The following is a 25,941-nucleotide window of genomic DNA, read 5'->3' as shown; positions in this document are numbered from 1 at the left end:
GCGGTCAACGACAACGACGCCTGCCGGGGAGAGACGTCCAGATGACCCACCGCACCGCCATGATCGGCCTTCTGTTGTCCGCCAGCCTGCTGGCCGCGCCGGGGTCCGCCAGCGTGATCGGGACCAACGTCCCGGCCCAGCCGATCACCGCCGAGCGGATCGCCCAGCTGCCGGCCGCCCAGCAGCCGGCGTGGAAGGCCTATCTCGAGCGATCGACCGCCCAGGAAAAGGCCGACCGCGCCGCCCTGGCCGCCGAGCTGGAGCCAGACCAGGCCGCGCCGCCGTCGCCGCCGACCGGTCATGGCGACAACGGCATGGCCTTGGACAGGGATGCGGCCTGGTACGCCTCGCCCGAGGCGCGCCACATCGCCGACGTTATCGTCAGCTTCCAGACGCCGTCCGGCGGCTGGAGCAAGAACGAGGACCGCACCGGAGCCCTGCGCCTGCCGGGCCAACCCTGGCACGCCGACAACAATTCCAAGCACCTCAGCGAGGCCGATTTCGACGCCGCCCGCGACCCCGCCTGGGGTTATGTCGGCACGCTGGACAACAACGCGACCATCACCGAGATGCGCTTTCTCGCCAAAGTCGCAGGCCAGCTCCCGGGCAAGGAGGGCGAGGCCTATCGGACGAGCTTCCTGAAGGGTGTGCGCTACCTGCTGGCCGCGCAGTTTCCGAACGGCGGCTGGCCGCAGGTCTGGCCGCTGGAAGGGGGCTACCATGATGCGGTCACCTTCAATGACAACGCCGTTTCGGAAGCCGCCGATCTGCTGACCGAGGTCTTCGAAGCCAAGGCCGACTTCGCCTTCGTGCCCGCCGACCTGCGCGCCAAGGCCGGCGTCGCCGCCCGGAAGGGTCGCGAGGTCATCGTCGCCTCGCAGATCCGCGTCGGCGGCAAGCTGACGATCTGGGGCCAGCAGGCCGACCCCTTCACCCTGGCCCCGGTCGCCGGTCGCAACTTCGAGCCGCCGGCCCTCTCGACGGGCGAGAGCGCCGACCTGCTGGTCTATCTGATGAGCCTGCCCGACCCGACCCCAGCGGAAGTGGCCGCCGTCCATGCGGGCGTAGCCTGGCTGAAGGGCGCTGCGATCATGGGCAAGGCCTGGACCGGCGGGAAAGGCGACCCCGAAGGCCGCCGGCTGGTCGACCAGCCGGGCGCGGGTCCGCTTTGGTCGCGCTACTACGACACCGCTGGCCAGCCGGTCTTTGGCGAACGCGACAAGACCCTGCGCGACAACGCCAACGAGCTCTCGCTGGAGCGCCGCAACGGCTATTCCTGGTTCGGCACGGCGCCGGCCAAGGCGATCAAGGCCTATGAGGGCTGGGCGAAGAGCCACCCGGCCACCTAGGCCTTAAATCCCAAGCCGCCCTTCCCTGCGGCGCGGCAATGAACGGATAAGGGTCAGACCCTGGCCCAGCCCTCATCTGCCAGTCGCCGCGCCAGGGCTTGCGCCGCCAGGACCACATCGCTCCAGGTCACGTCGAACCCTGCGTCGTCCCCATAGTACGGATCGGCCACGGCCCGGCCCCGATGCCCCTCGACCAGATCCAGCAACAGGCCGACCTCGGCGGTCGCGTCAGAGGGGGCGACCTGCAGCAGGCCCCGCAGGTTGTCATGGTCGAGGGCGTAGATGTGGGTGAAGATCCGGAAGTCGTCGGGCTTCACCTGGCGCGCCTTCAGGCCGCTGATGTCGACGCCGTTACGCCGCGCCACGGCGATGGCGCGCGGATCTGGCGGGTCGCCCTTGTGCCAGCCGCCGGTGCCAGCGCTGTCGACCGTGACCTCCAGGCCCAGCCGCTCGGCTTCCGCCCGGAACGCCCCCTCGGCCAGGGGCGAGCGACAGATATTGCCCATGCAGACGAACAGTACGGACGCCTTGGCCATCACGCTTCTCCCCAACCGCCGCCGCCTGGCGTCTCGATGACAATGGCGTCACCGACCGCGACCTCGACGAGGTCAGTGGCGGCCATGGCCTGAACGCGACCGTCGGCGCGTTCGATCCGCGCTGTTCCGACCGCGCCCGGCCCGCCGCCGCGAAGACCGAACGGCGGCACGCGGCGGCGGTTGGACAGCAAGGTCGCGGTCATCGGCTCGCGGAAGCCGATCCTGCGCACCACGCCGTCGCCGCCGCGATAGACGCCCTGCCCGCCCGACCCGCGCCGGATCGAGAACGCCTCGACCAGCACTGGATAGCGGGTCTCCAGCACCTCGGGATCAGTCAGGCGACTGTTGGTCATGTGGGTCTGGACCGCGTCGGTCCCGTCGAAGTCCGGCCCCGCGCCGGAACCGCCGCAGATGGTCTCGTAGTACTGGCGCCGCTCGTCGCCGAAGGTGAAGTTGTTCATCGTCCCCTGCGCGCCGGCCATGACGGAGAGTGCGCCATAGAGGGCGTCTACGACGACCTGGCTGGTCTCGACATTGCCGGCCACCACGGCGGCCGGATAGCGCGGCCGCAGCATTGAGCCCTCAGGAATGACCAGCTCGACCGGCCGCAGGCAGCCGTCGTTCATGGGAATCTCGTCATCGACCAGGGTGCGGAAGACGTACAGCGCCGCCGCCCGGCAGATCGAGGCTGGGGCGTTGAAGTTAGTCGGGACCTGATCGCTGGTGCCGGTGAAGTCCACGCGCGCGGTGCGCGCCTGGCGGTCGACCGTGATGGCCACGCGGACCACCGCCCCGTCATCCAACTCATAGGCGAAAGATCCGCCTTGCATCGTAGCCAACACGCGGCGGACGGCCTCTTCGGCATTGTCCTGGACGTGGGCCATGTAGGCCTCAACGACGTCCTGGCCGAACTCGGCGACCATGCCGGTCAGGGCCTCGGCGCCGCGCGCGCAGGCCGCGATCTGGGCCTTGAGGTCGCCGATGTTCTGGTCGGGATTGCGCGCCGGCCACTTGCCCGAGGCCAGCAGAGCCCGCGTCTCGGCCTCCAGAAACCGCCCTGCTTCGACCAGCAGGAAGTTCTCGATCAGGACGCCCTCCTCCTCGACCGTCTTGCTGGTCGGCGGCATCGAGCCCGGCGTGATCCCGCCGATATCGCCCTGGTGCCCCCGCGCGGCGACGTAGAACAGCAGGGTTCCCGCCGCGTCGAACACCGGCATGACCACCGTCACGTCCGGCAGGTGGGTGCCGCCGTTATAGGGGGCATTGAGCATGTAGACGTCGCCGGACTTCATCCCGCGCCCGTCATGCTCGCGCGCATCGCGGATGGCCCGCACGCTGTCGCCCATCGAGCCCAGGTGCACCGGCATGTGCGGGGCGTTGGCGATCAGGTCGCCGTCACGGCTGAACAGCGCGCAGGAGAAGTCCAGCCGCTCCTTGATATTGACCGAATAGGCGGTGTTTTGGAGGGCGAAACCCATCTCCTCGGCCACAGCCATGAACAGGTTGTTGAACACCTCCAGCATGACGGGATCGGCCTCGGTCCCGATGGCCTTGCGGGTCGGCAGGGCGACGACGCGGTCGAGGATCAGGTTCAGATGAGCGTCAACGGTCGCGCGCCAGCCGGGCTCGACGACCGTCGTGCCGGTGGTTTCGCGGATGATGGCCGGGCCGAGGATCTCGGCGCCGATGGCCAGGGCCTCGCGGTCGAAAACCGGCGTCGTATGGCTGGCGCCGGCCATCCGCGTTTGGACGGTGGCCAGGGGCGCGGGCTCGCCCGTTGACGCGCCGGACGCGAACTCCGGTTCCGCACCGGCGTCCGAATGTCCGATCGCCTCGACCGATAGGGTCTCGACCACCAGGGGCGTCGACGGCGAGGTGAAGCCGAAGCGGCGTTGGTGCAGCGCCTCGAAGTCCTCACGCACAGTATCCCCGAACGGCACAACCAGCGGCGTGTCCGTGCCGGCGTACTTCACCCGCAGGCTGGCGACGGTCTCGACCGAGGCCATCGGCACGTCTTGGGCCAGCAGAGCCGCCTCCGCCTCGGCAGCTAGCACCTTCGCTCGGTCGGCCAGGTCGCCCGCCTGGTCAAGCGGCCGCTCGACCGTCTCCTCGCGGATCAGGCGCAGGTCCGCCAGGCCCATGCCGTAGGCGCTCAGGACCCCCGCGAAGGGATGGATCATCACCTTGGTCATGCCCAGGGCGTCGGCCACCAGGCAGGCGTGCTGACCGCCCGCGCCGCCAAAGCAGGCCAGGACGTAGCGGGTGACGTCGTAGCCGCGCTGGATCGAGATCTGCCGCACGGCCTTGGCCATGTTCTCGACCGCGATGGTGACGAAGCCCTCGGCCACCTCCCGAGGTGTCATGGCCCTGCCGGTCTCCGCTTCGATCTCGGCGCTCACGGCCTCGAAGCCGCGCGTGACGGCCTCGGCGTCCAGCGGCTGGTCGGCGTTGGGGCCGAACACCTTGGGGAAGAACTCCGGCCGCAGCTTGCCCAGCATGACGTTGCAGTCGGTGACCGTCAGCGGCCCGCCCCGGCGGTAGGCCGCCGGTCCTGGGACCGCGCCGGCCGAGGCCGGACCCACGCGCAGCCGCGCCCCGTCGAACGAACAGATCGAGCCGCCGCCGGCCGCCACCGTATGGATGTTCATCATCGGCGCGCGCATCCGCACGCCGGCCACCACCGTCTCGAAGGCCCGCTCGTACTGGCCGGCATAGTGGCAGACGTCGGTCGAGGTGCCACCCATGTCGAAGCCGATGACCCGCTCGAACCCGGCCTCTCCCGCCGTCCGCGCCATGCCGACCACGCCGCCGGCCGGGCCGGACAGGATGGCGTCCTTGCCCCGGAAGGCCCGCGCATCGGTCAGGCCGCCATTGGACTGCATGAAGAGGAGCCGGGTGTCGTGGCCCAGCGCCCCGGCGACCTGATCCACGTAACGACGCAGGATCGGAGAGAGGTAGGCGTCGACCACGGTGGTGTCGCCGCGCCCGACCAGCTTCATCAGCGGGCTAACCTCGTGACTGACCGAGACCTGGCTGAAGCCGATGTCGCGCGCGATCGCGGCGACCCGCGCCTCATGGTCGGTGAAGCGGAAGCCGTGCAGCAGCACGATGGCGATGGCCCGAAAGCCTTCATCAAACGCCGCCTGCAGACCGGTCCGCGCAGCGCCCTCGTCCAGCGGACGCAGCACCTGACCCTCGACGCTCATCCGCTCGTCGATCTCGACGACGCGGTCGTAGAGGGCCTCCGGCTTGACGATATGGCGCTCGAACAGCTTGGGCCGCGCCTGGTAGCCGATGCGCAGCGCGTCGGCGTGACCCGCCGTGATCGCCAGCACGGTCGGTTCACCTTTGCGCTCAAGCAGGGCGTTGGTGGCGACCGTGGTGCCCATCTTCACCGCGTCGATGGTCGCGCCATCCGGCAGCAGCGCCCGGACGCCCGCCACGGCGGCGTCGGCATAGTGCTCGGGATTTTCCGACAGCAGCTTGTGGGTGACCAGCGACCCGTCCGGCCGCCGCGCGACGATGTCCGTGAACGTGCCGCCCCGGTCGATCCAGAATTCCCAGCCGCGCGGAACATCAGGGTTGGCGGTCATGAGGGGACGGAACTCCTTGGCTCCGTCCCCTCATAGCGGCTGAGAAGCCTACTTCAACAGCCCCGTAAGCTCGGCCACCTGCCAGATCCCCAGCAACAGGAAGATCAGCGCCGCGCCCATTCGGACGTACTTCAGCGGCACGATCTTGGTCGCGGCCTCGCCCAGGTACACGGCGGGCACATTGGCCAGCATCATGCCTAGCGTCGTGCCGGCGGCGACCCAGAAGATCGAGTGGAACTTGGCGCCCAGGGCGACGGTGGCGATCTGGGTCTTGTCGCCCATCTCGACCAGGAAGAAGGCGATGGCCGTGGTCACGAAGACGCCGTAGCGGCCCGCGCTCTGGCCCTCTTCATCATCCGCCTTGTCGGGGATCAGCGCCCAGGCGGCCATGGCGATGAACGAGATGGCGATGGCCCATTTGAACCAGGCGCCGCTCAGGAAGTCCGACACCCAGTAACCGGCGGTGGCGGCCAGGGCGTGGTTGGCCAGGGTGGCGACCAGGATGCCCAGAATGATCGGGACGGGCTTCTTGAACCGCGTGGCCAGGATGATGGCCAGCAATTGGGTCTTGTCGCCGATTTCGGCGATGGCCACGACCAGGGTCGAGACGAGCAGGGCTTCCACTGAAATAATCCTCCGGGCCGGGCGCATGCCAATAGCGTCGACGTCCACCCGGCCCGGATGAAAATCGGCGCCATTGGTCTCGCCAAGGAAGCTCAAATTCGCTTCCATTCCCCGCGCCATGCTTCCGAGGAAGCAAGTGTGTTGACGGCGGGGCCCGCTGATAGGTGCGGGCGGCTACTCCCCAAAGGTGAGGCGCGTGTAGCCGCTCAGTCCCCCGCCGTCAACGCGTCAAGCCACCGCGGCCGGCGTGTCGAACCTCAGAAGGTGGATCGCCACCCGCACCTTGCCGGTAACGAAACTGCCGCCAACGGCAGTCAGAAGCACCGGCGTATCGGCGTAGTACGCCGTCGGCCCGACCACCCCGATGTTGCTGGAATTCTTGGCCACGCCCAGCGCGCCACCGAACTTGCTCGCCTCGCCCGAGACGCCGCAGTTGTACGAGGCCGCGCCGGTGATCGCGGCCGTGGTCCGGGTCGAGACCGCCAGCACGATGGCGCGGTTTGGTATGGCGATGCTGGTCGCCGTCGAGGCGCCCGACAGCGTCACCTCCTGCTCCAGGATTTCCAGCCGAGTGTTGGCCAAGCCCGGCGAGGCAGCGGCGGTGAGGCTTCGGAAGGTGGCCGACAGCGGCGTCCAAACCGCGCCGTCGAAAGCGACCATCTGGTTCTCGTCCTTGACCCAGGCCAGCACGCCCTCCGCCGGAGCCAGCGCCTCCCAGGCGCCGGCTTCGAAGCGCATCAGAACGCCGGCAGGCTGGCTGGCCCAGGCCGCCCCTGTCGCGCCAGACGGCAGAATCCAGACGCCGCCATTCTGCGGACCGGCCGGCTGCGCTGAGACCGAACAGCTCTCGACGGCCAGTTGCACCAGGCCATCCAGCCGGGCGAGGCTCTCGTTGATCGGAATGTGTTTCTGCGCCTGTGCGGCCACCACATAGGGCAGGCCGAGGCGGGGCGTGATGTCGCTGAAAACAGGATCGGGCATGTGCGGCTCCGGGAGCGGTTAAGGTCGCTCCCAGCATCACGTCGCCGCGAAGGCCGGGGACGAAGCCTGCTCCGTCCCCGTGCTTCACCCGCCTATTCGGCGGCGAAAGCCAAGTGATTTCCGGAGGTCAGCGCCGTCTTGGCCGCCAGTTCGGCCTTGGCCTGCTCGTACTCCGCCGCGAACTTGGCGACGAGTTCGCCCGCCGTCAGCACGTTTTCGATCGCGCCGATGCCTTGGCCGCAGCCCCAGATGTCGCGCCAAGCCTTGGCGTCCTGATTACCGCCCGAGCCGAAGTTCATTTTCGACGGGTCGCTGACGGGCAGGTTCTCAGGGTCGAGCCCGGCCTTGATCACCGACGGCCGCAGATAATTGCCGTGCACACCGGTGAAGAGGTTCGAATACAGGATGTCGTCGGCCTTGCTGTCGACGATCATGTCCTTGTAACCCTGCACCGCATTGGCCTCCTGGGTCGCGATGAAGGCCGAGCCGATATAGGCCAGGTCCGCGCCCATGGCCTGGGCGGCCAGGATCGAGCGGCCCGAGGCGATCGAGCCCGATAGCGCCACCGGCCCGTCGAACCACTGGCGGATCTCCTGGATCAGGGCGAACGGCGACAGGGTGCCGGCGTGGCCGCCCGCGCCGGCCGCGACCGGGATCAGGCCGTCAGCGCCCTTCTCGATGGCCTTGCGGGCGAAGCGGTCGGTGATGACATCGTGCAGGGTGATGCCGCCGTACGAGTGGATCGCCTGGTTCAGATCCTCGCGAGCGCCCAGCGAGGTGATGACCACCGGAACCTTATGCTTGACGCACAGCTCGATGTCTTCTTCGAGCCGGTTGTTGGTCTTGTGGACGATCTGGTTGACCGCGAACGGCGCGCTGGGCGCCTCGGGATGAGCCTTGTCGTGGGCGGCCAGTTCCTCGGTGATGCGGTGCAGCCATTCGTCCAGCTGCGAGATCGGACGGGCGTTCAGCGACGGGAACGACCCGACGATGCCGGCCTTGCACTGGGCGATGACCAGGTCCGGATTGCTGATGATGAATAGCGGCGAGGCGATGACCGGAAGGCGCAGGCGGTCGCGCAGGATCGGCGGCAGAGCCATGGACAAGTTCCCCTTTGGAGATCGGCTTGAGGCGCCGAATATGTGATCACCGATCAGATTAAACGCTCGTTTGGCTCGGATGCAAGACGAGAGAAGACCGGTTGCGAGGCTTGACGGCCGTAAGGGCAGGAGCGCATCACCGTTCAAAAGATAAAAATGCTGCACCGCAGGAGAGAGACGCTTTGACCGTGGCGACGACGCCCCTGGCCGAGGACTTCGGCGCCCAAGGCGACGCGGCGACCCGCGCCCGCTGGATGGCCCTGGTCGAGAAGACCTTGAAGGGCCAGAGCTTCGACGACGCCCTGACGGTCAAGACGCCCGACGGCCTGACGATCCAGCCGCTCTACACTGCTGAAGACGGCGTCGCCGTGGCCCGTGACCTGCGCGCCCGCGATCCCGACCGCCCCTGGGACCTGCGCACACGCGCCGCCCATCCGGATCCGCTGCACACGGCCAAGGACGTCCTGACCGATCTCGAGAACGGCGCCGCCTCGGTGTTGCTGCAGATCGATCCGGCCGGCGTGAACGGTGTCGCCGTCGGCTCGGCGGACGATCTTTCCAATGCCCTGTCGGGCGTGATGCTGGACCTGGCCCCCGTCGCCCTGGACGCGGGCTATTTGGGCCCGAAGGCCGCCGACTGGCTGGGCGCTCTTGCCAAGGCCGCGCCGAATGCGCCGCTGGCGTTTCACCTGGATCCCCTGACCGCCTTCGCTCAGTCGGGCGCCAGCCCCGGCCCGATCGAGAGCCACGTCTTCAGCGCCGCCACCGTCGGCTCGCGCCTGGCCCAGACCTACGTCAGGGCCAGCCTGTTCCTGGCCACCGGCCGCGCCGCCTACGAAGCTGGCGGCTCGAACACCGAGGAACTGGCGATGATGGCCGCGTCCGCCCTCGCCTACGCCAAGGCTCTGGTGCGCCAAGGCCTCTCGATGGAAGACGCCTTCGGTCGCATCGTGCTGGGCGTCAGCCTTGACGGCGAATATTTCACCGGCGTCGCCAAGGTCCGCGCGGCCAAGGCGATCTGGGCGCGGCTGGCGCAAGCCTGTGGCGTCACCGTTCCCCCGACCATCGAAGCCCGCTCCTCACGGCGTATGCTGGCCAAGGCCGACGCCTGGACGAACCTGTTGCGCCTGACCTCGGCCGGGTTCGCCGGCGCAGTCGGCGGGGCGGACGTCATCCTGCTGGACGCCTTCACCGACGCCATCGGCCTGCCCACCGCCTTCGCGCGGCGCCAGGCCCGCAATACGCAGCTCGTCCTGATGGAAGAGAGCAACCTGGGCCGTGTCGCCGATCCAGCCGGCGGGGCCTGGTACTTGGACAGCCTGACCGACCAGATGGCCCGCGCCGCCTGGGACGGCTTCCAGGCCATCGAAGGCGCAGGCGGCATCGTCAAGGCGCTGGAGAGCGGCCTGATCGCCGACGCCGTGGCCAAGACCTGCGATGCGCAGCAAGCCGACTTCGCCGACAAGAGCCGCAAGATCCTGGGCGTCACGGTCTTCCTCAACGCCGACGACAAGACGCCGGAGGTCGAGACGCCCGACGCGGCGGCTTTCGCGGTCGCCGGTCCCGACGTCCGCCTGCCCGGTCCCGACAGTCACTGCCCGGCCCTGACGCCGGTGCGCTTCGCCGCCGCGTTCGAGGGTGCGTAAGCCATGAGCAAGTTCCCAGACTTCACCATCGTCGACTTCGCCGAAGTGGCGTCAGCGCCCGCGCCGGAAGGCGAGGCCTGGAACACGCCCGAGGGCGTCGCCGTCGCCCCGGCCTTCGACGCCGAGGATGTGGCAGGCCTGGACTTCACCGGCGGCTATCCCGGCGTCGCGCCCTATGTGCGCGGCCCCTACCCGACCATGTACGTGACCAACCCCTGGACGGTGCGGCAGTACGCGGGCTTCTCGACGGCCGAGGACTCAAACGCCTTCTATCGCCGCAATCTCGCGGCCGGCCAAATGGGCCTGTCGGTCGCCTTCGATCTGGCCACCCACCGGGGCTATGACAGCGACCACGAACGGGTGAAGGGCGATGTCGGCATGGCCGGTGTGGCCATCGACTCGATCCTCGACATGCGCACACTCTTCAGCGGCATCCCGCTCGACAAGATGAGCGTGTCGATGACCATGAATGGCGCGGTGCTGCCGATCCTGGCGCTCTACATCGTCGCGGCCGAGGAACAGGGCGTATCGCCCGACAAGCTGTCGGGGACGATCCAGAACGACATCCTCAAAGAGTTCATGGTGCGGAACACCTACATCTATCCGCCCGCGCCCTCGATGCGGATCATCTCGGACATCTTCGCCTTCACCTCGGCGAACATGCCCAAGTTCAACTCGATCTCGATCAGCGGCTATCACATGCAGGAGGCCGGCGCGACGGCCGACCTGGAGCTGGCCTATACCCTGGCCGACGGCATCGAATACGCTCGGGCCGGCGTCGCGGCCGGCATGAGCATCGACGTCTTCGCCCCGCGCCTGAGCTTCTTCTGGGCGATCGGCATGAACTACTTCATGGAGGTCGCGAAGATGCGCGCGGCCCGCCTGCTGTGGGCGCGGCTGATGAAGCGCGAGTTCGAGCCCAAGGACGACCGATCGCTGTCTCTGCGCACGCACAGCCAGACCAGCGGTTGGTCGCTGGCGGCGCAGGACGTGTTCAACAACGTCTCGCGCACCTGCGTCGAGGCCATGGCGGCCGTAAACGGCCAGACCCAGAGCCTGCACACCAACGCCCTGGACGAGGCCCTGGCCCTGCCGACCGATTTTTCGGCTCGCATCGCCCGCAACACCCAGCTGTTCCTGCAGATGGAGAGCGGCACGACCCGCGTCGCCGACCCCTGGGGCGGCAGCTACTATGTCGAGCGCCTGACCCACGATCTGGCTCAAAAGGCGCTAGCGCACATCGAAGAGGTCGAGGCGGCCGGCGGCATGGCCAAGGCCATCGAGCGCGGCATCCCCAAGCTGCGCATCGAGGAAGCCGCCGCCAAGACCCAGGCCCGCATCGACGCCAATCGCCAGAGCGTGGTCGGCGTCAACCGCTACAAGCCCGAGGTCGAGGACGTGATCCCGATGCTCAAGGTCGACAACGGCTCGGTCCGCGCCCAGCAACTGGAAAAGCTCGCCCGGCTCAAGGCCGAGCGCGATCCGGCCTCTACCGAGGCGGCGCTGAAGGCGCTGGAGGACGGCGCCCGAGGAACCGGCAACCTGCTGGCCCTGGCCGTCGACGCGGCACGCGCCCACGCCACGGTCGGCGAGATCAGCTACGCGCTGGAGAAGGTCTTCGGTCGCCACCGCGCCGTGATCCAGGCCATCGAGGGCGTCTACGGCAAGGAGGCCGGCGCCGACCCCAAGGCCGCCCGCGCCCGCGCCATGGTCGCCGCCTTTCGCGAGGCCCACGGCGGCCCGCCGCGCATCATGGTCGCCAAGATGGGCCAGGACGGCCACGACCGGGGCCAGAAGGTGATCTCCAGCGCCTTCAGCGACCTCGGCTTCCAGGTCGAGATCGGCCCGCTTTTCCAGACCCCCGCCGAGGCCGCCGACGAGGCGATCAAGGCCGGCGTCCACGTGGTCGGCGCCTCGTCGCTGGCCGCGGGTCACCTGACCTTGGTGCCGGAACTGAAGGCCGAGCTGGCCAAGCGCGACCGCTCCGACATCGTCGTCGTGGTGGGCGGCGTCATCCCACCGCAGGACTTCCAGGCCCTGCTCGACGCCGGCGCCGCCAGCATCTTCCCCCCCGGCACGGTCATCGCCGAAGCCGCCATTGAGGTACTGGAGAAGCTGAACATCCAACTCGGCTACAGCCAGGAAACGGCGGCGTAGCGATCCAGCGGGCTCGTGTTATCCTGAAGCCATGAACGCCCTCGTCCGAGCGCTGGAAACGTCGCAACAGCACCGCTTCACGCTGGATGACGTGCTGCGGATGCAGGAAGCCGGGATCCTCCAGGAGGGCGCCCGCATCGAGTTGATCGACGGAGCGCTGCTAGAAATGGCCCCCGAAGGCGCACCGCACACGCGCGTAAAGATGCAGATCGCCTACGCTTTCATCGCCAAGGGCATGGGTAGCGCGATCGTCGTGGTCGACTCGACGTTGCGGCTTTCGCCGACTAACGCACCGGATCCCGATCTCTACGTTTACGACGCCGACCTCCCGCTGGCTTCCGTCAACGGAACCAATGTCGGCCTCGTCATCGAGGTCTCCCACTCGACCGTCAGGTACGATCTGGCCTTCAAGGTCGAACTCTACGCGCAACACGGCGTTCGGGACTATTGGGTCGTGGACGTCAACACCGACACGTTGATCGTCCACCGCGACCCGGTCGATGGCGTCTATCGCGATATTGTACGGTATTCGGCGCAAGACACCGTCACCGCGCTGCTCCTGCCCAACATCGAACTCTGCCTGGCGAACCTTCCGCCGATCCGCTGACTCGGAAGCGTGCTAGCCCGCCTTCTTGCGACCGAACAGGCCGCGCTTCTTCTGGGAGCGCTCGAAGGCGATCTCCTCGGGCAGGCCGTGGCGGGCTTCGATGTCCTTCTGCAGCGCCTTGGCGGCCATCAGGTGGCCGGGGAACAGGGTGTCGATCGCCCAGCCCAGGCCGGGCACGGTGTCCGAGACGTTGTCGATCGCCAGATAGGCGCCCATGCGCAGCAAGGTCCCCGCCGACGCGCCGCCCTGGACGGCGTGGAACATCAACAGGCCGCCCGCGCCCAAGCCGTAGACCAGGCCCGCGCCCGGCACCCAGGCCAGCACGCCGTCAAGGCCCAGGCCAATGGGGCCAATGCCGATCAGTCGGTCGGAGATGCGCTTGATCGTCTCAGCCGATCGCCAGGCGCGATGGGCCTTGGCGCGACGGCCCGCGTGGCTGTCCGCATAGGCGGATGAGGCGGAGATGTCGTCGGTCATGTTTCCCTGAACGCTCCGCCCGCAAGTTGGTTGTGAAGTTGCCTAACCCAGGAAAACCACGCGGCGCTTTTCCTTGCCCGCCTGGATACGGGCCAGCAGGTCGCGATACTCCTGGGTCCCCTGCACGTCCTTGCGCGAGCCCTCGAAATAGATCGTGTCATCCATGTGCTTGGTCAGCATGTCGGCCGACCACTTGTGACCCGTGAACAGCACGTCCAGCGCCTTGCCGGCCACAGGGACAGAGCCGGCGACCGTATCGATCAGGATGATGGCGCAGATCTGGATAACGATCATCGGCGCGGCGCGAGCCCGCACGGCGTCGAACACGATAAGGCCGCCCGCACCCAGGCTGTAGAGCTCGCCCGCCCCCGGGATCCAGGTCAACAGGCCGTCCAGGCCGATGCCCAGGGGTCCGACGCCCACGACATTGTCGGACAGCTTCTTCACCCGCTCCACGTTGTTGCGGATGTTGTGCAGTTCGACGTGCGATTTCGCGAAGATCACCAGGCGGCTCCGGACGCGGTAAACGCGGGCAATCTGCCCCAAGCACGGCCGCGCAGGAAGGGCTCACCGCCAGATTCCCCTTTTGAGCGAACGTCGTGATCGAAAGGCTCGCTTTTCGGGGGAGCCCCTCGCGGACGCCGACGTTTGCGCCTAAGTTAACCATAGGACGCGCCAGGAATCCCGGATGCTGATCACCACCACGCCGTTCATCGAGGGACACCCGGTCCAGGAGTACAAGGGCGCGATCTACGCCCAGTCGATCCTGGGCGCGAATGTCGTGCTCGACCTGATGGCGGCCATCCGCGATTTCATCGGCGGCCACTCCAAGTCCTACGAGCGGGTGCTGGCCCGCGCTCGCGAGGACGCCATGAAGGCGTTGGTCAAGGAAGCCGAGAAGCTCGGCGCCAACGCCATCCTGGCCGTCGACCTCGACTATAACACCGTCGGCCCGAACGCCCAGATGATGATGGTCTCGGTGTCCGGGACGGCCGTCGTTCTTTAACCCTCGGCGGGCGCCGCGAACCGCTGGGCTTGAGCGATCCAGGCCTCGCGCACGGCGCGGCCCTTCAGGTTCAGAAGCTGGTCATATGAATCCAGCTCGTCCGGTGTCCAGGCCGCGATCTGGCTGAACTTGGTCACGCCCAGCTCGGCCAGGGAGGCGGCCAGCTTGGGGCCGACGCCGACCAGCTTGGTTAGGTCGTCGAGCGCGGCTTCGACAGCGGCGGGCGCCGCCTCGACGGCCTCGGCGACGGTGTCGGCGGCTTCAGCCACGACCGGTTCAGCCGCGACGACAGGCTCGACCACCGCCTCGGCCACGTCCTCGTTGGCGGCGACCACGGTCTCGACAATCGAGTCGGCGGCGGCCTCGACGGTCTCCTGGGTCGCATCGAGGACCGTCTCGGTGGTCTCGGCGACCAGGGTGACGGCTTCGACGACCGGTTCGGTCACGGCCTCAAGCACAGGCTCCGGCTGCGCGTCCAGCACAGCCAAGGACTCGACCGGCGGGGCGACGGGCTCGGGCGCCAGGGCCATCAGCGACTCGAGATTGACCGCCTCGCGCCAACGATTGGCCCACCACCAGTAGGTGGCGCCGGCCGCGGCCGCGCCGCCGAACATGAACCACAGCGGCGAGGCGGCGCCGATCACCACGTGAGGCGCGGTCTCGGGCTCGACCTTGTCGGTCTTGTAGGTGGGAAGGAAGGAGAAGATCGAAACCATGGCGCGCTCCGTTGGGCTGGCAATCGCGATCTATTGCAATGCAGCATAACACGGAAAATTCGTTCGCAAGCGCAAAAATTTGACCTTAGGTCAACTTGCTCCAACGACCTTCAACAGCACGCCCGCCGCGACCATCACACCGATCATCGCCAGCATCGGCAGACGCGTGGCGAAGGTCAGCGCCAGGGCCAGTAAGGTCAGGCCTAGGGCCGCCACGTTCAAGCTTCCGAGATCAGGCAGCATCACGCTGAGCAGACCCGCCACCTCCATCGTCTGCCCACTGCGGAACAGCAGGTGGATGGCGAACCACAGGGCCAACTGACCGATCACGCCGACAGCGGCGGCCGAGATCATGGCGAGCGCGCGGGCGGGCTTGGGCCGACGCCCCCAGCGCTCGAACAGCGGCCCGCCGGCGAAGATCCACAGAAAGGACGGCGCGAAGGTCGTCCAGGCCGCCATCAACCCGCCCAGCACGGCCAAGCCCCAGGCCCACTCGACCGGCGCGGTCTGGAAGGCGCCGACGAAGCCGACGAACACGAAGACGAGGATCAACGGGCCGGGCGTGGTTTCGGCCAGACCCAGGCCATCCAGCATCTGCGGCGCGGACAGCCAGCCCAGCGCCGAGGCCGACTGTCCGACATAGGCCAGGGCCGCATAGGCGCCGCCAAAGCTGATGGCCGCGAGACTGCCGAAGGTCAGGCCCATCCAGGCCAGGACGGAGTTGGGCGCGACCAGCCAGGCCAGGGCGATCGGCGCCAGCCACAGCGCAAGACAAATGAACGCGGTTCTCGCCTGCCCCTTCAGCGGCGGCGCGGGTGGAACAGCCTCGCCCTGCCCGCCCTTGGCCGTCAGCCAGCCCACGGCGCCGGCGCAGATGATCACCAGCGGAAACGGCAGGGTCGTGAAAGCCATCATCGCGAAGGCCGCGCCGGCGACGGCGGCGGCCGCGCGGTCCTTGATCGTGCGCTGGCCAATCTTCAGCAACGCCTGCAGGACAAGGGCGACCACCGCCGCCTTCAGGCCCAGCAGAACCGGTCCTGCCCAGTCCGATCGGCCATGGACGACGTAGAGCGCCGAGAGGCCCAGCATGACCGCCAGGCCCGGCAGCACGAACAGCAGGCCCGCCGCGACGCCGCCCCGGATGCCGTGGAGCCGCCAACCCAGCCAGGTGGCCAACTGCTGGGCTTCGGGGCCCGGCAGCAGCATGCAGAAGCTCAGGGCCCGCGCGAACTCGTCGCCGTCTAGCCAGTCGCGGGTCTCGACGACTTCTCTATGCAGGAGCGCGATCTGGCCGGCGGGACCGCCGAAGCCCAGCAGCCCGACCTTCAGCCAGACGCGGACGGCCTCTGCGAAGCTGGGCGGGCCGCGAGTCACGTCCGCCAGACGCGCGAACGGCCGCCGGTCTCGCCCAGGCGCGCGGCGATCCAGTCGCCCGCTTGCGCCGACGCCTCGTCGACCGAGGCCGGCGCGCCGATCATAACCATCGCGCAGCCGTTCATCTTCATGGGATCCGTCAGGGGGCGGAGACGAAGCTCAGCGACTAGCAGCCTATCCGTGACGGTTTCCATCCCGCGCAGGAAGGCGTCGAAGGTCTCCAGGTCCTTGATCGGCAGCCAGATGGCCAGGGCCGCGTCGCGAGCGCGGGCCTGGACGTCGCGTGTCGTCGTCACGATCCGCTGGTAGTCGTCCGGCCGCTCGAACGGCGGATCGATGACGATGAAGGGGCGGCCGCCCTTGCCGGCCTGGTTGACGGCGGCGACGTAGCCGTCGGCCTCCAGGGCCTGGGCGCTGGCGTACGGCGCCAGGCTCTTGCGCAGCAGCGCCACATCGTCGGGCCGCAGTTCGCAGCCAGCATAGCGGTCGCCCTTGCGCAGCGCGCGCGCCATCAGCAGCGGCGAGCCGGGATAGAGGTCGCCTTCCCTGCCGCCATTCATGTCGGCCACGGCCTTCAGCAGCGGACCAAACACCGTCGGCGCATCGCGCGCCGCCGTCAGCCGGAAGATCCCCGCCTGGGCTTCGCCCGAGCGGCGGGCCATCTCGCCGGACAGGTCATAGCCGCCCGCCCCCGCATGGGTGTCGATCACCGACAGCGACTCGCTCTGGTCCTGCAAGGCCGACAGCATGGCCAGCAGGATCGCGTGCTTGTGCAGGTCGGCGAAGTTGCCGGCGTGGAAGGCGTGGCGGTAATTCATGCGACCGCTCCTACCACGCCCCGTGCGCCCGGCCAGCCTCGCGCAGCTCCTCGACCATCTTATCCTTCAGCACCTGCGGCGCGACGATCTCGACGGAGTCGCCCCAGGTGAAGAGGTGCCAGGCCAGCTCACGCATGCCGCCGGCGCGGAAGGTCACCGTCACCGAGCCGTCCGCTTCCTGCGTCACCTTCTGCGTCGGGTGGAAGCGCCAACGCAGGGCGTCCTCGGCCCCCTTGGGCTTGATGCGCAGGACTACGTCTTGGATCTCGTCGTGATAGATGCCGAAGCTCTCATCGGCGAAGGCCTGCAGCGAGAATCCCTCCGGTGGAGGCGCCGGTTTATCGAGCGCCTTCAGGTCGGTCATCCGGTCCAGGCGCCATGAGCGAGGCTTGCCGCCCTTGCCCTCCAGCGCCACCAGGTAGTTGCTGCGGCCGAACAGGACGCCCAGAGGCGTGACTTCGCGGGTCCGCCCTGGCGTGCTGCCGCCCTCGTAGCGGAACGAGAGGGCCGACAGGCCTTTGATCGCCGTGCGGATGGTGGCCAGCACCGACTCTTCCTCGAAGGGACGCGGGCCGGCGTGGACGGCGATCATCTCGGCCTGGACCAGGGCCTCGACGTCCGGGGCCACCCGTCGGCGGGCCGAACCGCGCAGGGCCGACAGCAGCTTGGCCTCGAGGGCATGGAGCGAGGCCGCCCGGCTCTCTGCGCCCGACGCGCGTAGCGAGTCCGCCGCCGTGCGCAGAGCCGCCAGCTCCTCGGCGGTCGGGGTCTGGAACAGGCTGTCCAGGCCCGACGGGATGCGGAAGCGCTTGGTCGGCGGGTCGTCGATCGCCTCCATCTGCGGAAAGGCGGCCCACACGGCGTCGCGCATCCGCTCGGCGGTGCGACGGCCGACGTCCAGCGCCTGGGCCATCTCGTCCAGGGTCAGGCCCTCGGCGGAGCCGGCCAACATCCGGGCCAGGTCCAGCAGGCGGGTTGCTTTCTCGTGTCTCATGCGTTCCCCAAACAGACCCGCAGCTTACGACCGTTTCTGTCGCAATGCCCGCACATTCTGCGGATGTCGAGACTGGAGAAGCCCCAGAGGAGCCTTGTATGTCGCGCTTTGCCTGCAGCCCCTGGGCCACCGCGCCCGTGAACTCGGCCATGATCTCGGCCGTGCTGGACTTCGCCGACATCCATCGCGACCTGGGCGGCGGCCGCACCTTGCGCCGCATCAGCCACGAGCGGGCGGCGCGGGCCGACATCTTCCTGCTGCTGGGACGCGACGCCGGGCGGGTCACCGACATCGGCCTGGTCTGGAACGATCGCGAAGACCAGATCGTCCGCATCACCGACGACGCCGAACTGCGTGATTCCCGGATGGCCGCCTGGGAAGACGCTTTCGACCTGTTCGAGACCGAAGAGACCGACGAGCTGGCCGAGCCGATGCGCCTCGTCGCCTGAACCTGACCGCGCCGAGTACGCCCCTACCGCCTCCGCGTGCGGAAAAACGCGCCCATCTGCTCAAAATACGAGATCAGCCGCCGCGCAAAGCGGCGCCCGCTGGGCGCCGAACTTTGTGTTGCGGATTTATTTCAATGCCCCATTGCCCAAAATCGCAACTTCGATCCCCATGAATAGATCGGTCAGTACCCGATATATTTTTAGTACCCGCGTCAAAAATAAAAAAACGGGGAGAAAAACGTCATGGAGAAGGGAATCATCGCGCGTCCATAAATACAAAGAGGGGGCTAATAATGACTCAGCGTTTCAAACCTGCCTTGTTGGCGGGTATTTCTGCGCTATCGGTTACTTTGGGATACTCAGCGGCCGCCTATGCTGCTGGCGCGCCTGACAAGGCGCCGGATCAGACTGAAGTCGACACCATCATCGTCACCGGCACGCGCCAGACGGGTCTGCGCGTGATCGACAGCCCCGCCCCGGTCCAGGTCGTCGACACCAGCACGCTGGAACGCACGGGCGCGGTCGACCTGCGCCTTGGCCTGGCCAACCTGGTCCCGTCGTTCAACGCCCAGGCGTTCGGCGGTGACACCGCCAACCTGACCCTTTCGGCCCGCCTGCGCGGCCTCTCGCCCAACCAGGCCCTGGTGCTGGTCAACGGCAAGCGCCGCCACACCACCGGCAACCTCGCCGTCCTCTCGGGCGTCTATCAGGGCGCCGCGGCGGCCGACCTGGGCTTCATCCCGATGGCCGGCATAGGCCGCATCGAAGTGCTGACGGACGGCGCCGCCGCCCAGTACGGTACCGACGCCATCGCCGGCGTCGTCAACATCATCCTGAAGAAGAACCCATCGGGCGGTTCGATCTCGGCCACGGGCGGCGAATATTTCGACGGCGGCGGCAAGACGGCCGGCGGCTCGATCAACATCGGCATGGCGCCGACCGAGAACAGCTATCTGAACCTGACGGTCGAGAGCAAATACCACGGCTTCTCGAACCGCGGCCTGGCCGACCAGCGCGTCGCCAACCCGGCCAGCCCCAGCTATTCTGCCGCCAACAACGCCGTCGAAAGCAAGATTCCAGGCTATCCGAACCTGAACCTGATCTCCGGCGACGCCGAGTATCGCCTGAACAACCTGGCTTTCAACGCCGGCGTCGAACTGCCGGCCGACTTCGAGGTCTATTCGTTCGGCACCCTGGGCCACAAGGACGCCTCGGCCTACGAAAACTACCGCCGCTACAACCGCATCCAGGGCAAGCAGGGCGCGGCCGACAGGCCCTTCCCGCTGGGCTTTAGCCCGCGTGAACGGATCATCGAGGACGACTACGCCCTGACCTTGGGCGTCTCGGGCAAGCTGGTCGGCTGGGATCTGGACGTCTCGTCGACCTACGGCAAGGACGACATCGAGGTTCGCGTCGAGGATTCGGCCAACGCCAGCCTCTATGCCGACACCTCGACCCTGACGACCAAGGGCTTCACCCCGACCTCGTTCCATGCCGGCAGCTGGCGCACCACCCAGTGGACCAACAATATCGACCTGCGTCGCGGTTTCGACGTCGGCCTGTCGGCGCCGGTAGACGTCGCCCTCGGCTACGAACAGCGTCGCGACACCTACCGCATCGGCCAAGGCGACGCCGCCTCGACCTACAAGGAAGGCTCGCAGTCCTATCCGGGCTTCCAGAGCACCGACGCCGGCGGCCACGCCCGCACCAGCTGGGCGCTGTATGGCGACGTCGCCGCCACCCCGGTTCCGGAGTGGAAGATCGACGCGGCCGTCCGCTACGAGAAGTTCAGCGACTTCGGCGACACCACCGTCGTCAAGCTGACCAGCCGCTACGACTTCAACGAGATGTTCGCCCTCCGCGGCACGGCCTCGACCGGCTTCCGCGCCCCGACCCTGGCGGAGTCCTACTACTCGGCCACCAACGTCTCGCCGACCAGCGCCTTCGTGCAGCTGGCCCCGAACTCCGCCGCAGCCCGCCTGCTGGGCATCGACGCGCTGAAACCCGAGAAGTCGAAGAACTACAGCCTCGGCGTCGTGGCCCATCCGATCCCGAAGATGACGGCGACGATCGACGCCTACCAGATCAACCTGAAGAACCGCATCTTCGGTTCCAGCTCGGTCTACGGCCTGCGTAACGGCGTCGTCGTCAACAGCAACGTCAACGCCGCGATCGCCGCCAACGGCAACGTGCTGGACAGCACGGTGGCCAGCACCGGCATCAACATCTTCTCGAACGGCCTGGACACCCGCACCCGCGGCCTGGACTTCGTGGTCGCCTATCCGACCGACCTGGGCGACATGGGCCGCATCGACTGGACGCTGTCGGGCAACTTCAACAAGACCAAGATCACCAAGGTCAAGACCGCGCCGACCGCCCTGGCGACCACCAGCACGGCCTTCCCGTCGGGCCAGGTCCTGTTCGCCGGCAACGCCGCCTCGCTGCTCGAGAAGGCCGCGCCGAAGTACAAGATCGGCGTCAACGGCCTCTACACCTTCGGCAAGCTGTCGCTGTCGCTGACCGAGACCTTCTACGGCAAGGCCTCGGCCCTGTCCGACCCGGGCACCGGTCCGCTGCTGGACACCGTGGCCAGCAGCGCGGCGATCACCGACGCCGAGATCTCGTACAAGTTCCCGGTCGGCGTCACCGCCGCGATCGGGGCCAACAACCTGTTCAACAAGTATCCGGACAAGTTCACGGCCGCGTTCCAGACCGCTTGTATCGCTTCGGGCGGCGGCTGCGTGACCCAGTACCCCGGCTTCTCGCCGTACGGCATCAACGGCGGCTACTACTACGGCCGACTGACCTACGCCTTCTAAGGCTTGGACTCAGACTGAAACACGAAGGGGCGGGCCGCGAGGTCCGCCCCTTTTCGTGGGAACGAAAATCATGGTTGTTCACCGCACGGCTTGATAAGATTAGCCATGACCAAGCGCGCTAGCTCCAGTCCATCGCATTCTCCGACAGGGGCATGGGGCAGCCCTGTCTCGAAGGGCGGACAGATCACCCTGACTGAGGCGACAAAGGTTGTGGGCTCCTACTTTGGAAGCCGCGACCCCAAAGGCTCGACGCATCCAGCGCCACCCACTAGGCCGACCCCGCCTCGCAAGTGACTGAAAGCTCCACTCGCGACGTCTTCATTAATTGCCCGTTCGACCCGGAGTTCGCTCAAGGGTTTCAGGCCCTTGTCTTCTCCGTCATCGCATGCGGATTCAGAGCTAGGTGCGCACGCGAAGCCGCGGATGCAGCCGAGAACCGAATCGATAAGATCTATCGAATTGTCGAGCAGTGCCGATACGGCATCCACGATATCTCCCGGACCGAGTTGGACGACGTAAACCGCCTTCCTCGGTTCAACATGCCCCTGGAATTAGGAATCTTCCTCGGCGCAAAACGTTTCGGCGGGCCGCTGCAGAAGAAGAAGTCCGCATTGGTCATGGACCGTGAAGCGTACAGGTTTCAGAAGTTCATTTCCGATCTGGGCGGAATAGACCCCGTTGCGCATGAATCTGATCCCCGCAGGATGGTGGAATGCGCCCGGAATTGGCTCATGACCGCATCAAGACGGGCTTCAATACCCGGCACACAGGCCGTTCTCGACTGCTACGACCATTTCGTTGCGGCCCTGCCAGAACTGGCTCGTGATGCGAGATTAGATCCAGGGCGGATTCAGTATCCCGACTATGAGCGCCTGGTGATCGCCTGGGTGAAGCTCAGTAGGCAACGCGGCCTACTTTAGCCCCTAGAGCGCCTTGCCCATCCGGATCAGCGGTACGCGATAGCCGGTCGAGGTCACCGCTTCGAACGGCTCGATGTCGTGGTAGCCGCAGGCGCGATACAACGGGACGCCGCCCATGGTGGCGGCCATCTCCACTCGGCTGAAGCCTTCGGCGCGGGCGGCGGCCTCGCAGGCGTCCAGGACGAGCCGGCCGACGCCTTTGCGGGTATGGTCCGGGTGGGTGTACATCGCCCGCACCCGCGCCGCGTCGACCTGCGGATCCAGCAGCGCCGCATCGCGCCCAGCCGAGTGATCGCCGCCGAACAGAGTGGCCCGCCGGCTCCAGCCGCCGCATCCGGCGATCTCCCCGGAATCCTCGACCACGAAATAGGTGCCGTCGGCGATCAGCTGGGTGTCCAGACCCATGATCTCGAACGAGGCCTTCACGCCCTCCGGCGGCAGGAACGCGCCAAGCAGTTCACCGATCGCGCGGTCCATGAGGGCCGACAGGGCGGGCATGTCCTCCTGGACCGCGAAACGTAGGGTCAGGTCGCTCTTGGCGTCGTGTTCGGACGAATTCATAGCGACTCCATCGCGGCGTGACGGGGCTAGAGAAAACAGGGATTCGGCGTGACGTCGGACAATGTTCCGCCCCCGCTCACCGATCGTTCACTGACCGCCTCAGGCGCCCAATGGCAAGGCGTCTAACATGTCAGTCCGCGTCTCGACTGAAAACGGATTGCTTCAGCGGGGCCATGATTTCGAGATGGCGGCGTTCCGGCGCGGCAGGGTCCGCCGGCCTAGAGCCCGACGCCTTCAGGCGCCGGCGATAACAGACGGGCGGGGATGGTAATGAGTGGATTGGACGCGTCTTTAGCGGGTGGAGTTCTCACACGCCGTCGGTTCTTCGAAAGCCTGGCCGCGGTCGGCGGCATGTCGCTGGTGCTATCGGGCATGGAAGCCCTCGGCTACGGCATGGCCTCGGCCACCGAGCTGCCGCCCGAGATGACGGGCGGCGCCAAGAACACCAAGGTCGTCATCCTGGGCGCGGGCCTGGCCGGCATGACCGCCGCCTATGAATTGAGCAAGGCCGGCTATCAGGTGCAGGTGCTTGAGGCGCGCTCCTTCGCCGGTGGCCGCTGCCAGACCGCGCGCAAGGGCTTCAAGCACACCGACCTGATCGGCCATGAGCAGACCTGCGAGTTCGACGAGGGCCAGTATATCAACCACGGCCCGTGGCGGATCCCGTATCACCACCGTTCAACCCTGCACTACACCAAGAAGTTCGGCGTGCCGCTGGAGAGCTTCGTCAACGACAACGACGCGTCCTATGTCTATTTCGAGAAGGCGTCGGGGCCTCTGGCCGGTAAGCCGGTGCGCAAGGGTGAGATCGCCGCCGACATCCGAGGCTACACCGCCGAACTGGTCGCCAAGGCCGCCAGCCAGGGCCAGCTAGACGCGCCGCTGACGGGCGTCGATCGTGAGAAGTTCGTCTCCTACCTCGTCACCGAAGGCCGGCTGTCCAAGGACCTTGCCTACAAGGGCACCGAAGGGCGCGGCTTCTCCGTCCATCCCGGAGCGGGCGTCAATCCCGGCCCCGGCAAGGAATTGCCGCCCTTCGCCTTCAAGGACGTGCTCGACAGCAACGCCTGGCGGGTGCTGAGCTCGGTCACCGGCTACGAGCAGCAGCGCACCATGCTGCAGCCGATCGGCGGCATGGACCAGATCGCCAAGGCCTTCGAGAAGCAGGTCGGGTCGATGATCCGCTACGGAGCGGTTGTCGAGAAGATCAAGCAGTCGCCCACCGGCGTCACGGTCTCGTACAAGGGCGCCGACGGCAAGAAGGCCGAGGTCACCGCCGACTACTGCCTGTGCACCATCCCGCTCAGCGTGTTGAAGCAGATCGACCTGGACGCCTCGGCCCCCTTCAAGGCGGCGATGGAGGGCGTGGCCTACGCCCCGGTCAACAAGATCGGCCTGCAGATGAAGAGCCGCTTCTGGGAGGACAACCACCACATCTACGGCGGCCACATCTACAACGACATCCCGGGGATCAACACGATCACCCTGCCCTCCTACGGCTGGCAGGGACAGAAGGGCGTGCTCCTGGGCTACTACGCCTTCGGGGGCGAGGCCGCGCGGATCAGCGCCAAGACTCCCGCCGAGCGCGCCGCCTTCGCCGTGGCGGCGGGCCAGAAGATCTTCCCGGAATACGCCGAGAACTTCGACAACGCCTTCTCCTTCAGCTGGCACCTGGCCGAGTACAATCTCGGCGGCTGGGCCGAATGGGGCGAAGGCGGCCGCAAGAACAGCTATCCGACGCTCTGCGAACCGGACGGGCGCCTTTACCTGGCCGGCGAGCACCTCAGCTATCTGGGTGGCTGGCAGGCCGGGGCCATCGAGTCCGCCTGGCAGCAGATCGGTAAGATCCACGCCCGCGTGTCGCAAGCCTGAGACCAGAAAAGATGATGAGCAAAGCTATCCACCTCGCCGCCCTCCTTGCGGCGCTCGCCGTTCCCGCGCTTGCCTCGGCGGCCACGCCGCAATCTCAGTTCCTGGACAACTGCTCGGCCTGCCACCAGGCGACCGGCAAGGGCGTCAAGGGCGCCTTCCCGGCCCTGGCCGGCTCGCCGCTGGTGCAGGGCGATCCGAAGATCGTCATCACCACGGTGCTGAATGGCCGCGCGGGCATGCCGGCGTTCAAGGATGACCTGACGGACGCTGACTTGGCGGCCATCCTGACCTATGTCCGCGGTTCGTGGGGCAACAAGGCCTCGGCCATCAAGCCTGCCGACGTCGTGGCCGCTCGCAACGCCGCCAAGGCCGCCGCCAAGGCGCGCGGCCTGCAGGCCCACTAACCGAAGCGTGGCAGCCGAAAGTGGATACCGGTTTCGGCGCCCGTCACGCGCCAATGTTTGAATTCCACAGGGAGAAGACCTCATGAAACGCCTCATCGCCGTCGCCGTCGGCCTCGCCGCCCTCGCCGGGGCCGCCCACGCCCAGGAAATCGTCCGTGGCGGAGATCCCAAGTCGGCCATCGCCAGCGTCGTCACCGTCCCGGCCGGCTACGACACCATCTATGTCAGCGGCATGACCCCGCCGGTCATCGACGAGAAGGCCACCGGCGTGGCCAAGTTCGGCGACACCAAGACCCAGACCCTGGGCGTGCTGGGCCGCATCGAGGCCGCTCTGAAGACGCAGGGCGCGACCATGGCCGACGTCGTGATGATGCGCGTCCTGCTGGTCGGCGACCCGGCTAAGGAGGGCAAGATGGACTTCATGGGCATGATGGAAGGCTACAAGACCTACTTCGGCACCGCGACCCAGCCCAACAAGCCCTCGCGTATCACCAGCCAGATCACCTCGCTGGTGCAGGACGGCATGCTGGTCGAGATCGAGGTCCAGGCGGCCAAGAAGAAGTAGGGCCAGCCCCGGCGCTTCAATTTCACCGTTACGCGAAATTAATTTCGTGACAACGTTGTCAAGCGCGATTCAAACAGCTATATGGAAATCAGCCCTTTCGGGCGTTTCCTCCCAATGACTCGGCCGCCTTCTTCTCCTGGAGGGCGGCCGTTCTTTTGTCTGGGGCTCGGCTCAGGCCGAGATGTTGACCAACACGCCCGTCAGCTCGCCCGTGGCCTGGCTGAGAGCAGCGCCCGCCGAGGCCGTCGCCTTGGCGTTGGTCTGCGCCACCGCCAGCTGCGTCAGGTCGACGATCGGCGCGGCGGCCTGGTTCGAAGCGGCCGGACGTGGCGTGTACGGGGCGGCGTTGGCGGCGGAAATCTGCACGGCGCGT

At 67.3% G+C, this 25,941-nt stretch carries 24 protein-coding genes; 11 read left to right on the top strand and 13 right to left on the bottom strand.

Going from position 1 to position 25,941, the window contains the following annotated elements; genetic code table 11:
* Window positions 1-41 precede the first annotated feature (41 nt).
* On the top strand, window positions 42-1,349 hold the full coding sequence (gene pelA / locus CSW62_RS06135) for a pectate lyase (protein ID WP_099576275.1): 1,308 nt from the start codon (window positions 42-44) through the stop codon (window positions 1,347-1,349).
* Window positions 1,350-1,402: 53 nt separating this feature from the next.
* Here the strand turns inward: pelA and CSW62_RS06130 are convergent, their stop codons facing one another.
* The 5 genes from CSW62_RS06130 to CSW62_RS06110 all read right to left on the bottom strand — a co-directional run bounded on the left by CSW62_RS06130 (window position 1,403) and on the right by CSW62_RS06110 (window position 8,183).
* Window positions 1,403-1,900, bottom strand: a complete 498-nt coding sequence (locus CSW62_RS06130) for a low molecular weight protein-tyrosine-phosphatase (RefSeq protein ID WP_099576274.1) — start codon at window positions 1,898-1,900, stop codon at window positions 1,403-1,405.
* Window positions 1,885-5,478 (bottom strand): hydantoinase B/oxoprolinase family protein, encoded by a 3,594-nt coding sequence (locus CSW62_RS06125; protein ID WP_099576273.1) that lies wholly within the window; start codon window positions 5,476-5,478, stop codon window positions 1,885-1,887. The genes CSW62_RS06130 and CSW62_RS06125 overlap by 16 nt, the downstream gene beginning before the upstream one ends.
* Window positions 5,479-5,526: 48 nt before the next feature.
* Complete coding sequence (locus tag CSW62_RS06120) at window positions 5,527-6,102, bottom strand: TMEM165/GDT1 family protein (protein WP_099582190.1); 576 nt, start codon at window positions 6,100-6,102, stop codon at window positions 5,527-5,529.
* Between the two features lie 228 nt (window positions 6,103-6,330).
* The gene (locus CSW62_RS06115) at window positions 6,331-7,083 is read right to left on the bottom strand and encodes a DUF2793 domain-containing protein (RefSeq protein WP_099576272.1); all 753 of its coding nucleotides are present in this window, start codon (window positions 7,081-7,083) and stop codon (window positions 6,331-6,333) included.
* A 92-nt stretch (window positions 7,084-7,175) separates the two neighbouring features.
* A complete protein-coding gene (locus tag CSW62_RS06110; protein ID WP_099576271.1) occupies window positions 7,176-8,183 on the bottom strand; it encodes a nitronate monooxygenase family protein in 1,008 nt (335 codons plus the stop codon).
* Window positions 8,184-8,437: 254 nt separating this feature from the next.
* Between CSW62_RS06110 and CSW62_RS06105 the strand changes: the two genes are divergently transcribed.
* Genes CSW62_RS06105 through CSW62_RS06095 form a run of 3 tightly spaced genes read left to right on the top strand, consistent with a single transcriptional unit; the run spans window position 8,438 to window position 12,593 of the window.
* Window positions 8,438-9,829 carry a methylmalonyl-CoA mutase family protein gene (locus CSW62_RS06105; protein ID WP_099582189.1) on the top strand — a complete coding sequence of 464 codons (1,392 nt, stop codon included), beginning with the start codon at window positions 8,438-8,440 and terminating at the stop codon, window positions 9,827-9,829.
* A gap of 3 nt (window positions 9,830-9,832) precedes the next feature.
* Entirely contained in the window at window positions 9,833-11,986 is a 2,154-nt protein-coding gene (scpA, locus tag CSW62_RS06100) for a methylmalonyl-CoA mutase (RefSeq protein ID WP_099576270.1), read from the top strand.
* Between the two features lie 31 nt (window positions 11,987-12,017).
* Window positions 12,018-12,593: a Uma2 family endonuclease gene (locus CSW62_RS06095; protein WP_099576269.1), complete on the top strand. Its 576-nt coding sequence runs from the start codon at window positions 12,018-12,020 to the stop codon at window positions 12,591-12,593.
* A gap of 12 nt (window positions 12,594-12,605) precedes the next feature.
* Here the strand turns inward: CSW62_RS06095 and CSW62_RS06090 are convergent, their stop codons facing one another.
* Together CSW62_RS06090 and CSW62_RS06085 are read right to left on the bottom strand one after the other, a co-directional pair.
* Window positions 12,606-13,070 (bottom strand): DUF4112 domain-containing protein, encoded by a 465-nt coding sequence (locus tag CSW62_RS06090; RefSeq protein ID WP_099576268.1) that lies wholly within the window; start codon window positions 13,068-13,070, stop codon window positions 12,606-12,608.
* A 42-nt stretch (window positions 13,071-13,112) separates the two neighbouring features.
* Window positions 13,113-13,577 (bottom strand): DUF4112 domain-containing protein, encoded by a 465-nt coding sequence (locus CSW62_RS06085; RefSeq protein ID WP_099582188.1) that lies wholly within the window; start codon window positions 13,575-13,577, stop codon window positions 13,113-13,115.
* 181 nt (window positions 13,578-13,758) lie between these two features.
* Here CSW62_RS06085 and CSW62_RS06080 point away from each other — a divergent pair, with 181 nt between their 5' ends.
* Window positions 13,759-14,076, top strand: a complete 318-nt coding sequence (locus CSW62_RS06080; protein WP_099576267.1) for a YbjQ family protein — start codon at window positions 13,759-13,761, stop codon at window positions 14,074-14,076.
* On the opposite strand, the gene phaH is transcribed toward CSW62_RS06080, so the two are convergent.
* From phaH to CSW62_RS06060, 4 genes are all read right to left on the bottom strand, one after another.
* Window positions 14,073-14,792: a phasin PhaH gene (gene phaH / locus CSW62_RS06075; protein WP_099576266.1), complete on the bottom strand. Its 720-nt coding sequence runs from the start codon at window positions 14,790-14,792 to the stop codon at window positions 14,073-14,075. The two genes, CSW62_RS06080 and phaH, sit on opposite strands and share 4 nt — an antisense overlap.
* 90 nt (window positions 14,793-14,882) lie before the next feature.
* Window positions 14,883-16,166, bottom strand: coding sequence for a chromate efflux transporter (gene chrA / locus CSW62_RS06070; protein ID WP_099576265.1), 1,284 nt, complete (start codon window positions 16,164-16,166; stop codon window positions 14,883-14,885).
* On the bottom strand, window positions 16,163-16,984 hold the full coding sequence (gene rlmJ, locus CSW62_RS06065) for a 23S rRNA (adenine(2030)-N(6))-methyltransferase RlmJ (protein WP_099576264.1): 822 nt from the start codon (window positions 16,982-16,984) through the stop codon (window positions 16,163-16,165). Before rlmJ ends, chrA begins: the two co-directional genes overlap by 4 nt.
* 10 nt (window positions 16,985-16,994) lie before the next feature.
* On the bottom strand, window positions 16,995-17,978 hold the full coding sequence (locus CSW62_RS06060) for a YafY family protein (protein ID WP_099576263.1): 984 nt from the start codon (window positions 17,976-17,978) through the stop codon (window positions 16,995-16,997).
* 98 nt (window positions 17,979-18,076) lie between these two features.
* On the opposite strand from CSW62_RS06060, the gene CSW62_RS06055 reads away from it, so the two are divergent.
* From CSW62_RS06055 to CSW62_RS06045, 3 genes are all read left to right on the top strand, one after another.
* Window positions 18,077-18,427, top strand: a complete 351-nt coding sequence (locus CSW62_RS06055) for a hypothetical protein (RefSeq protein ID WP_099576262.1) — start codon at window positions 18,077-18,079, stop codon at window positions 18,425-18,427.
* A gap of 350 nt (window positions 18,428-18,777) precedes the next feature.
* The gene (locus CSW62_RS06050; RefSeq protein WP_233206622.1) at window positions 18,778-21,246 is read left to right on the top strand and encodes a TonB-dependent siderophore receptor; all 2,469 of its coding nucleotides are present in this window, start codon (window positions 18,778-18,780) and stop codon (window positions 21,244-21,246) included.
* 290 nt (window positions 21,247-21,536) lie between these two features.
* Entirely contained in the window at window positions 21,537-22,166 is a 630-nt protein-coding gene (locus tag CSW62_RS06045; protein WP_099576260.1) for a hypothetical protein, read from the top strand.
* A 3-nt stretch (window positions 22,167-22,169) separates the two neighbouring features.
* On the opposite strand, the gene CSW62_RS06040 is transcribed toward CSW62_RS06045, so the two are convergent.
* Window positions 22,170-22,727, bottom strand: coding sequence for a GNAT family N-acetyltransferase (locus tag CSW62_RS06040; RefSeq protein WP_099576259.1), 558 nt, complete (start codon window positions 22,725-22,727; stop codon window positions 22,170-22,172).
* Window positions 22,728-22,997: 270 nt separating this feature from the next.
* On the opposite strand from CSW62_RS06040, the gene CSW62_RS06035 reads away from it, so the two are divergent.
* From CSW62_RS06035 to CSW62_RS06025, 3 genes are all read left to right on the top strand, one after another.
* Window positions 22,998-24,599 (top strand): flavin monoamine oxidase family protein, encoded by a 1,602-nt coding sequence (locus tag CSW62_RS06035; protein WP_099576258.1) that lies wholly within the window; start codon window positions 22,998-23,000, stop codon window positions 24,597-24,599.
* 14 nt (window positions 24,600-24,613) lie between these two features.
* Entirely contained in the window at window positions 24,614-25,003 is a 390-nt protein-coding gene (locus tag CSW62_RS06030) for a cytochrome c (protein WP_099576257.1), read from the top strand.
* Window positions 25,004-25,085: 82 nt separating this feature from the next.
* A complete protein-coding gene (locus tag CSW62_RS06025; RefSeq protein ID WP_099576256.1) occupies window positions 25,086-25,568 on the top strand; it encodes a RidA family protein in 483 nt (160 codons plus the stop codon).
* Between the two features lie 171 nt (window positions 25,569-25,739).
* Here the strand turns inward: CSW62_RS06025 and CSW62_RS06020 are convergent, their stop codons facing one another.
* Window positions 25,740-25,934, bottom strand: a complete 195-nt coding sequence (locus CSW62_RS06020) for a hypothetical protein (RefSeq protein ID WP_099576255.1) — start codon at window positions 25,932-25,934, stop codon at window positions 25,740-25,742.
* Window positions 25,935-25,941: the final 7 nt, after the last annotated feature.

The organism is Caulobacter sp. FWC2 (assembly GCF_002742625.1).
In the GTDB taxonomy this organism is placed as follows: domain Bacteria; phylum Pseudomonadota; class Alphaproteobacteria; order Caulobacterales; family Caulobacteraceae; genus Caulobacter.
Note: the sequence above shows the minus strand (reverse complement) of the source record. Positions and strands in the feature narration are given on the sequence as shown.

Excerpts from the sequence above, each read along its gene's own strand:
- pelA (WP_099576275.1), top strand. The coding sequence starts at position 42 with ATGACCCACCGCACCGCCATGATCGGCCTTCTGTTGTCCGCCAGCCTG.
- CSW62_RS06125 (WP_099576273.1), bottom strand. The coding sequence starts at position 5,478 with ATGACCGCCAACCCTGATGTTCCGCGCGGCTGGGAATTCTGGATCGAC.
- CSW62_RS06115 (WP_099576272.1), bottom strand. The coding sequence starts at position 7,083 with ATGCCCGATCCTGTTTTCAGCGACATCACGCCCCGCCTCGGCCTGCCC.
- CSW62_RS06110 (WP_099576271.1), bottom strand. The coding sequence starts at position 8,183 with ATGGCTCTGCCGCCGATCCTGCGCGACCGCCTGCGCCTTCCGGTCATC.
- CSW62_RS06105 (WP_099582189.1), top strand. The coding sequence starts at position 8,438 with ATGGCCCTGGTCGAGAAGACCTTGAAGGGCCAGAGCTTCGACGACGCC.
- scpA (WP_099576270.1), top strand. The coding sequence starts at position 9,833 with ATGAGCAAGTTCCCAGACTTCACCATCGTCGACTTCGCCGAAGTGGCG.
- CSW62_RS06095 (WP_099576269.1), top strand. The coding sequence starts at position 12,018 with ATGAACGCCCTCGTCCGAGCGCTGGAAACGTCGCAACAGCACCGCTTC.
- CSW62_RS06090 (WP_099576268.1), bottom strand. The coding sequence starts at position 13,070 with ATGACCGACGACATCTCCGCCTCATCCGCCTATGCGGACAGCCACGCG.
- CSW62_RS06080 (WP_099576267.1), top strand. The coding sequence starts at position 13,759 with ATGCTGATCACCACCACGCCGTTCATCGAGGGACACCCGGTCCAGGAG.
- phaH (WP_099576266.1), bottom strand. The coding sequence starts at position 14,792 with ATGGTTTCGATCTTCTCCTTCCTTCCCACCTACAAGACCGACAAGGTC.
- rlmJ (WP_099576264.1), bottom strand. The coding sequence starts at position 16,984 with ATGAATTACCGCCACGCCTTCCACGCCGGCAACTTCGCCGACCTGCAC.
- CSW62_RS06060 (WP_099576263.1), bottom strand. The coding sequence starts at position 17,978 with ATGAGACACGAGAAAGCAACCCGCCTGCTGGACCTGGCCCGGATGTTG.
- CSW62_RS06055 (WP_099576262.1), top strand. The coding sequence starts at position 18,077 with ATGTCGCGCTTTGCCTGCAGCCCCTGGGCCACCGCGCCCGTGAACTCG.
- CSW62_RS06040 (WP_099576259.1), bottom strand. The coding sequence starts at position 22,727 with ATGAATTCGTCCGAACACGACGCCAAGAGCGACCTGACCCTACGTTTC.
- CSW62_RS06035 (WP_099576258.1), top strand. The coding sequence starts at position 22,998 with ATGAGTGGATTGGACGCGTCTTTAGCGGGTGGAGTTCTCACACGCCGT.
- CSW62_RS06030 (WP_099576257.1), top strand. The coding sequence starts at position 24,614 with ATGAGCAAAGCTATCCACCTCGCCGCCCTCCTTGCGGCGCTCGCCGTT.
- CSW62_RS06025 (WP_099576256.1), top strand. The coding sequence starts at position 25,086 with ATGAAACGCCTCATCGCCGTCGCCGTCGGCCTCGCCGCCCTCGCCGGG.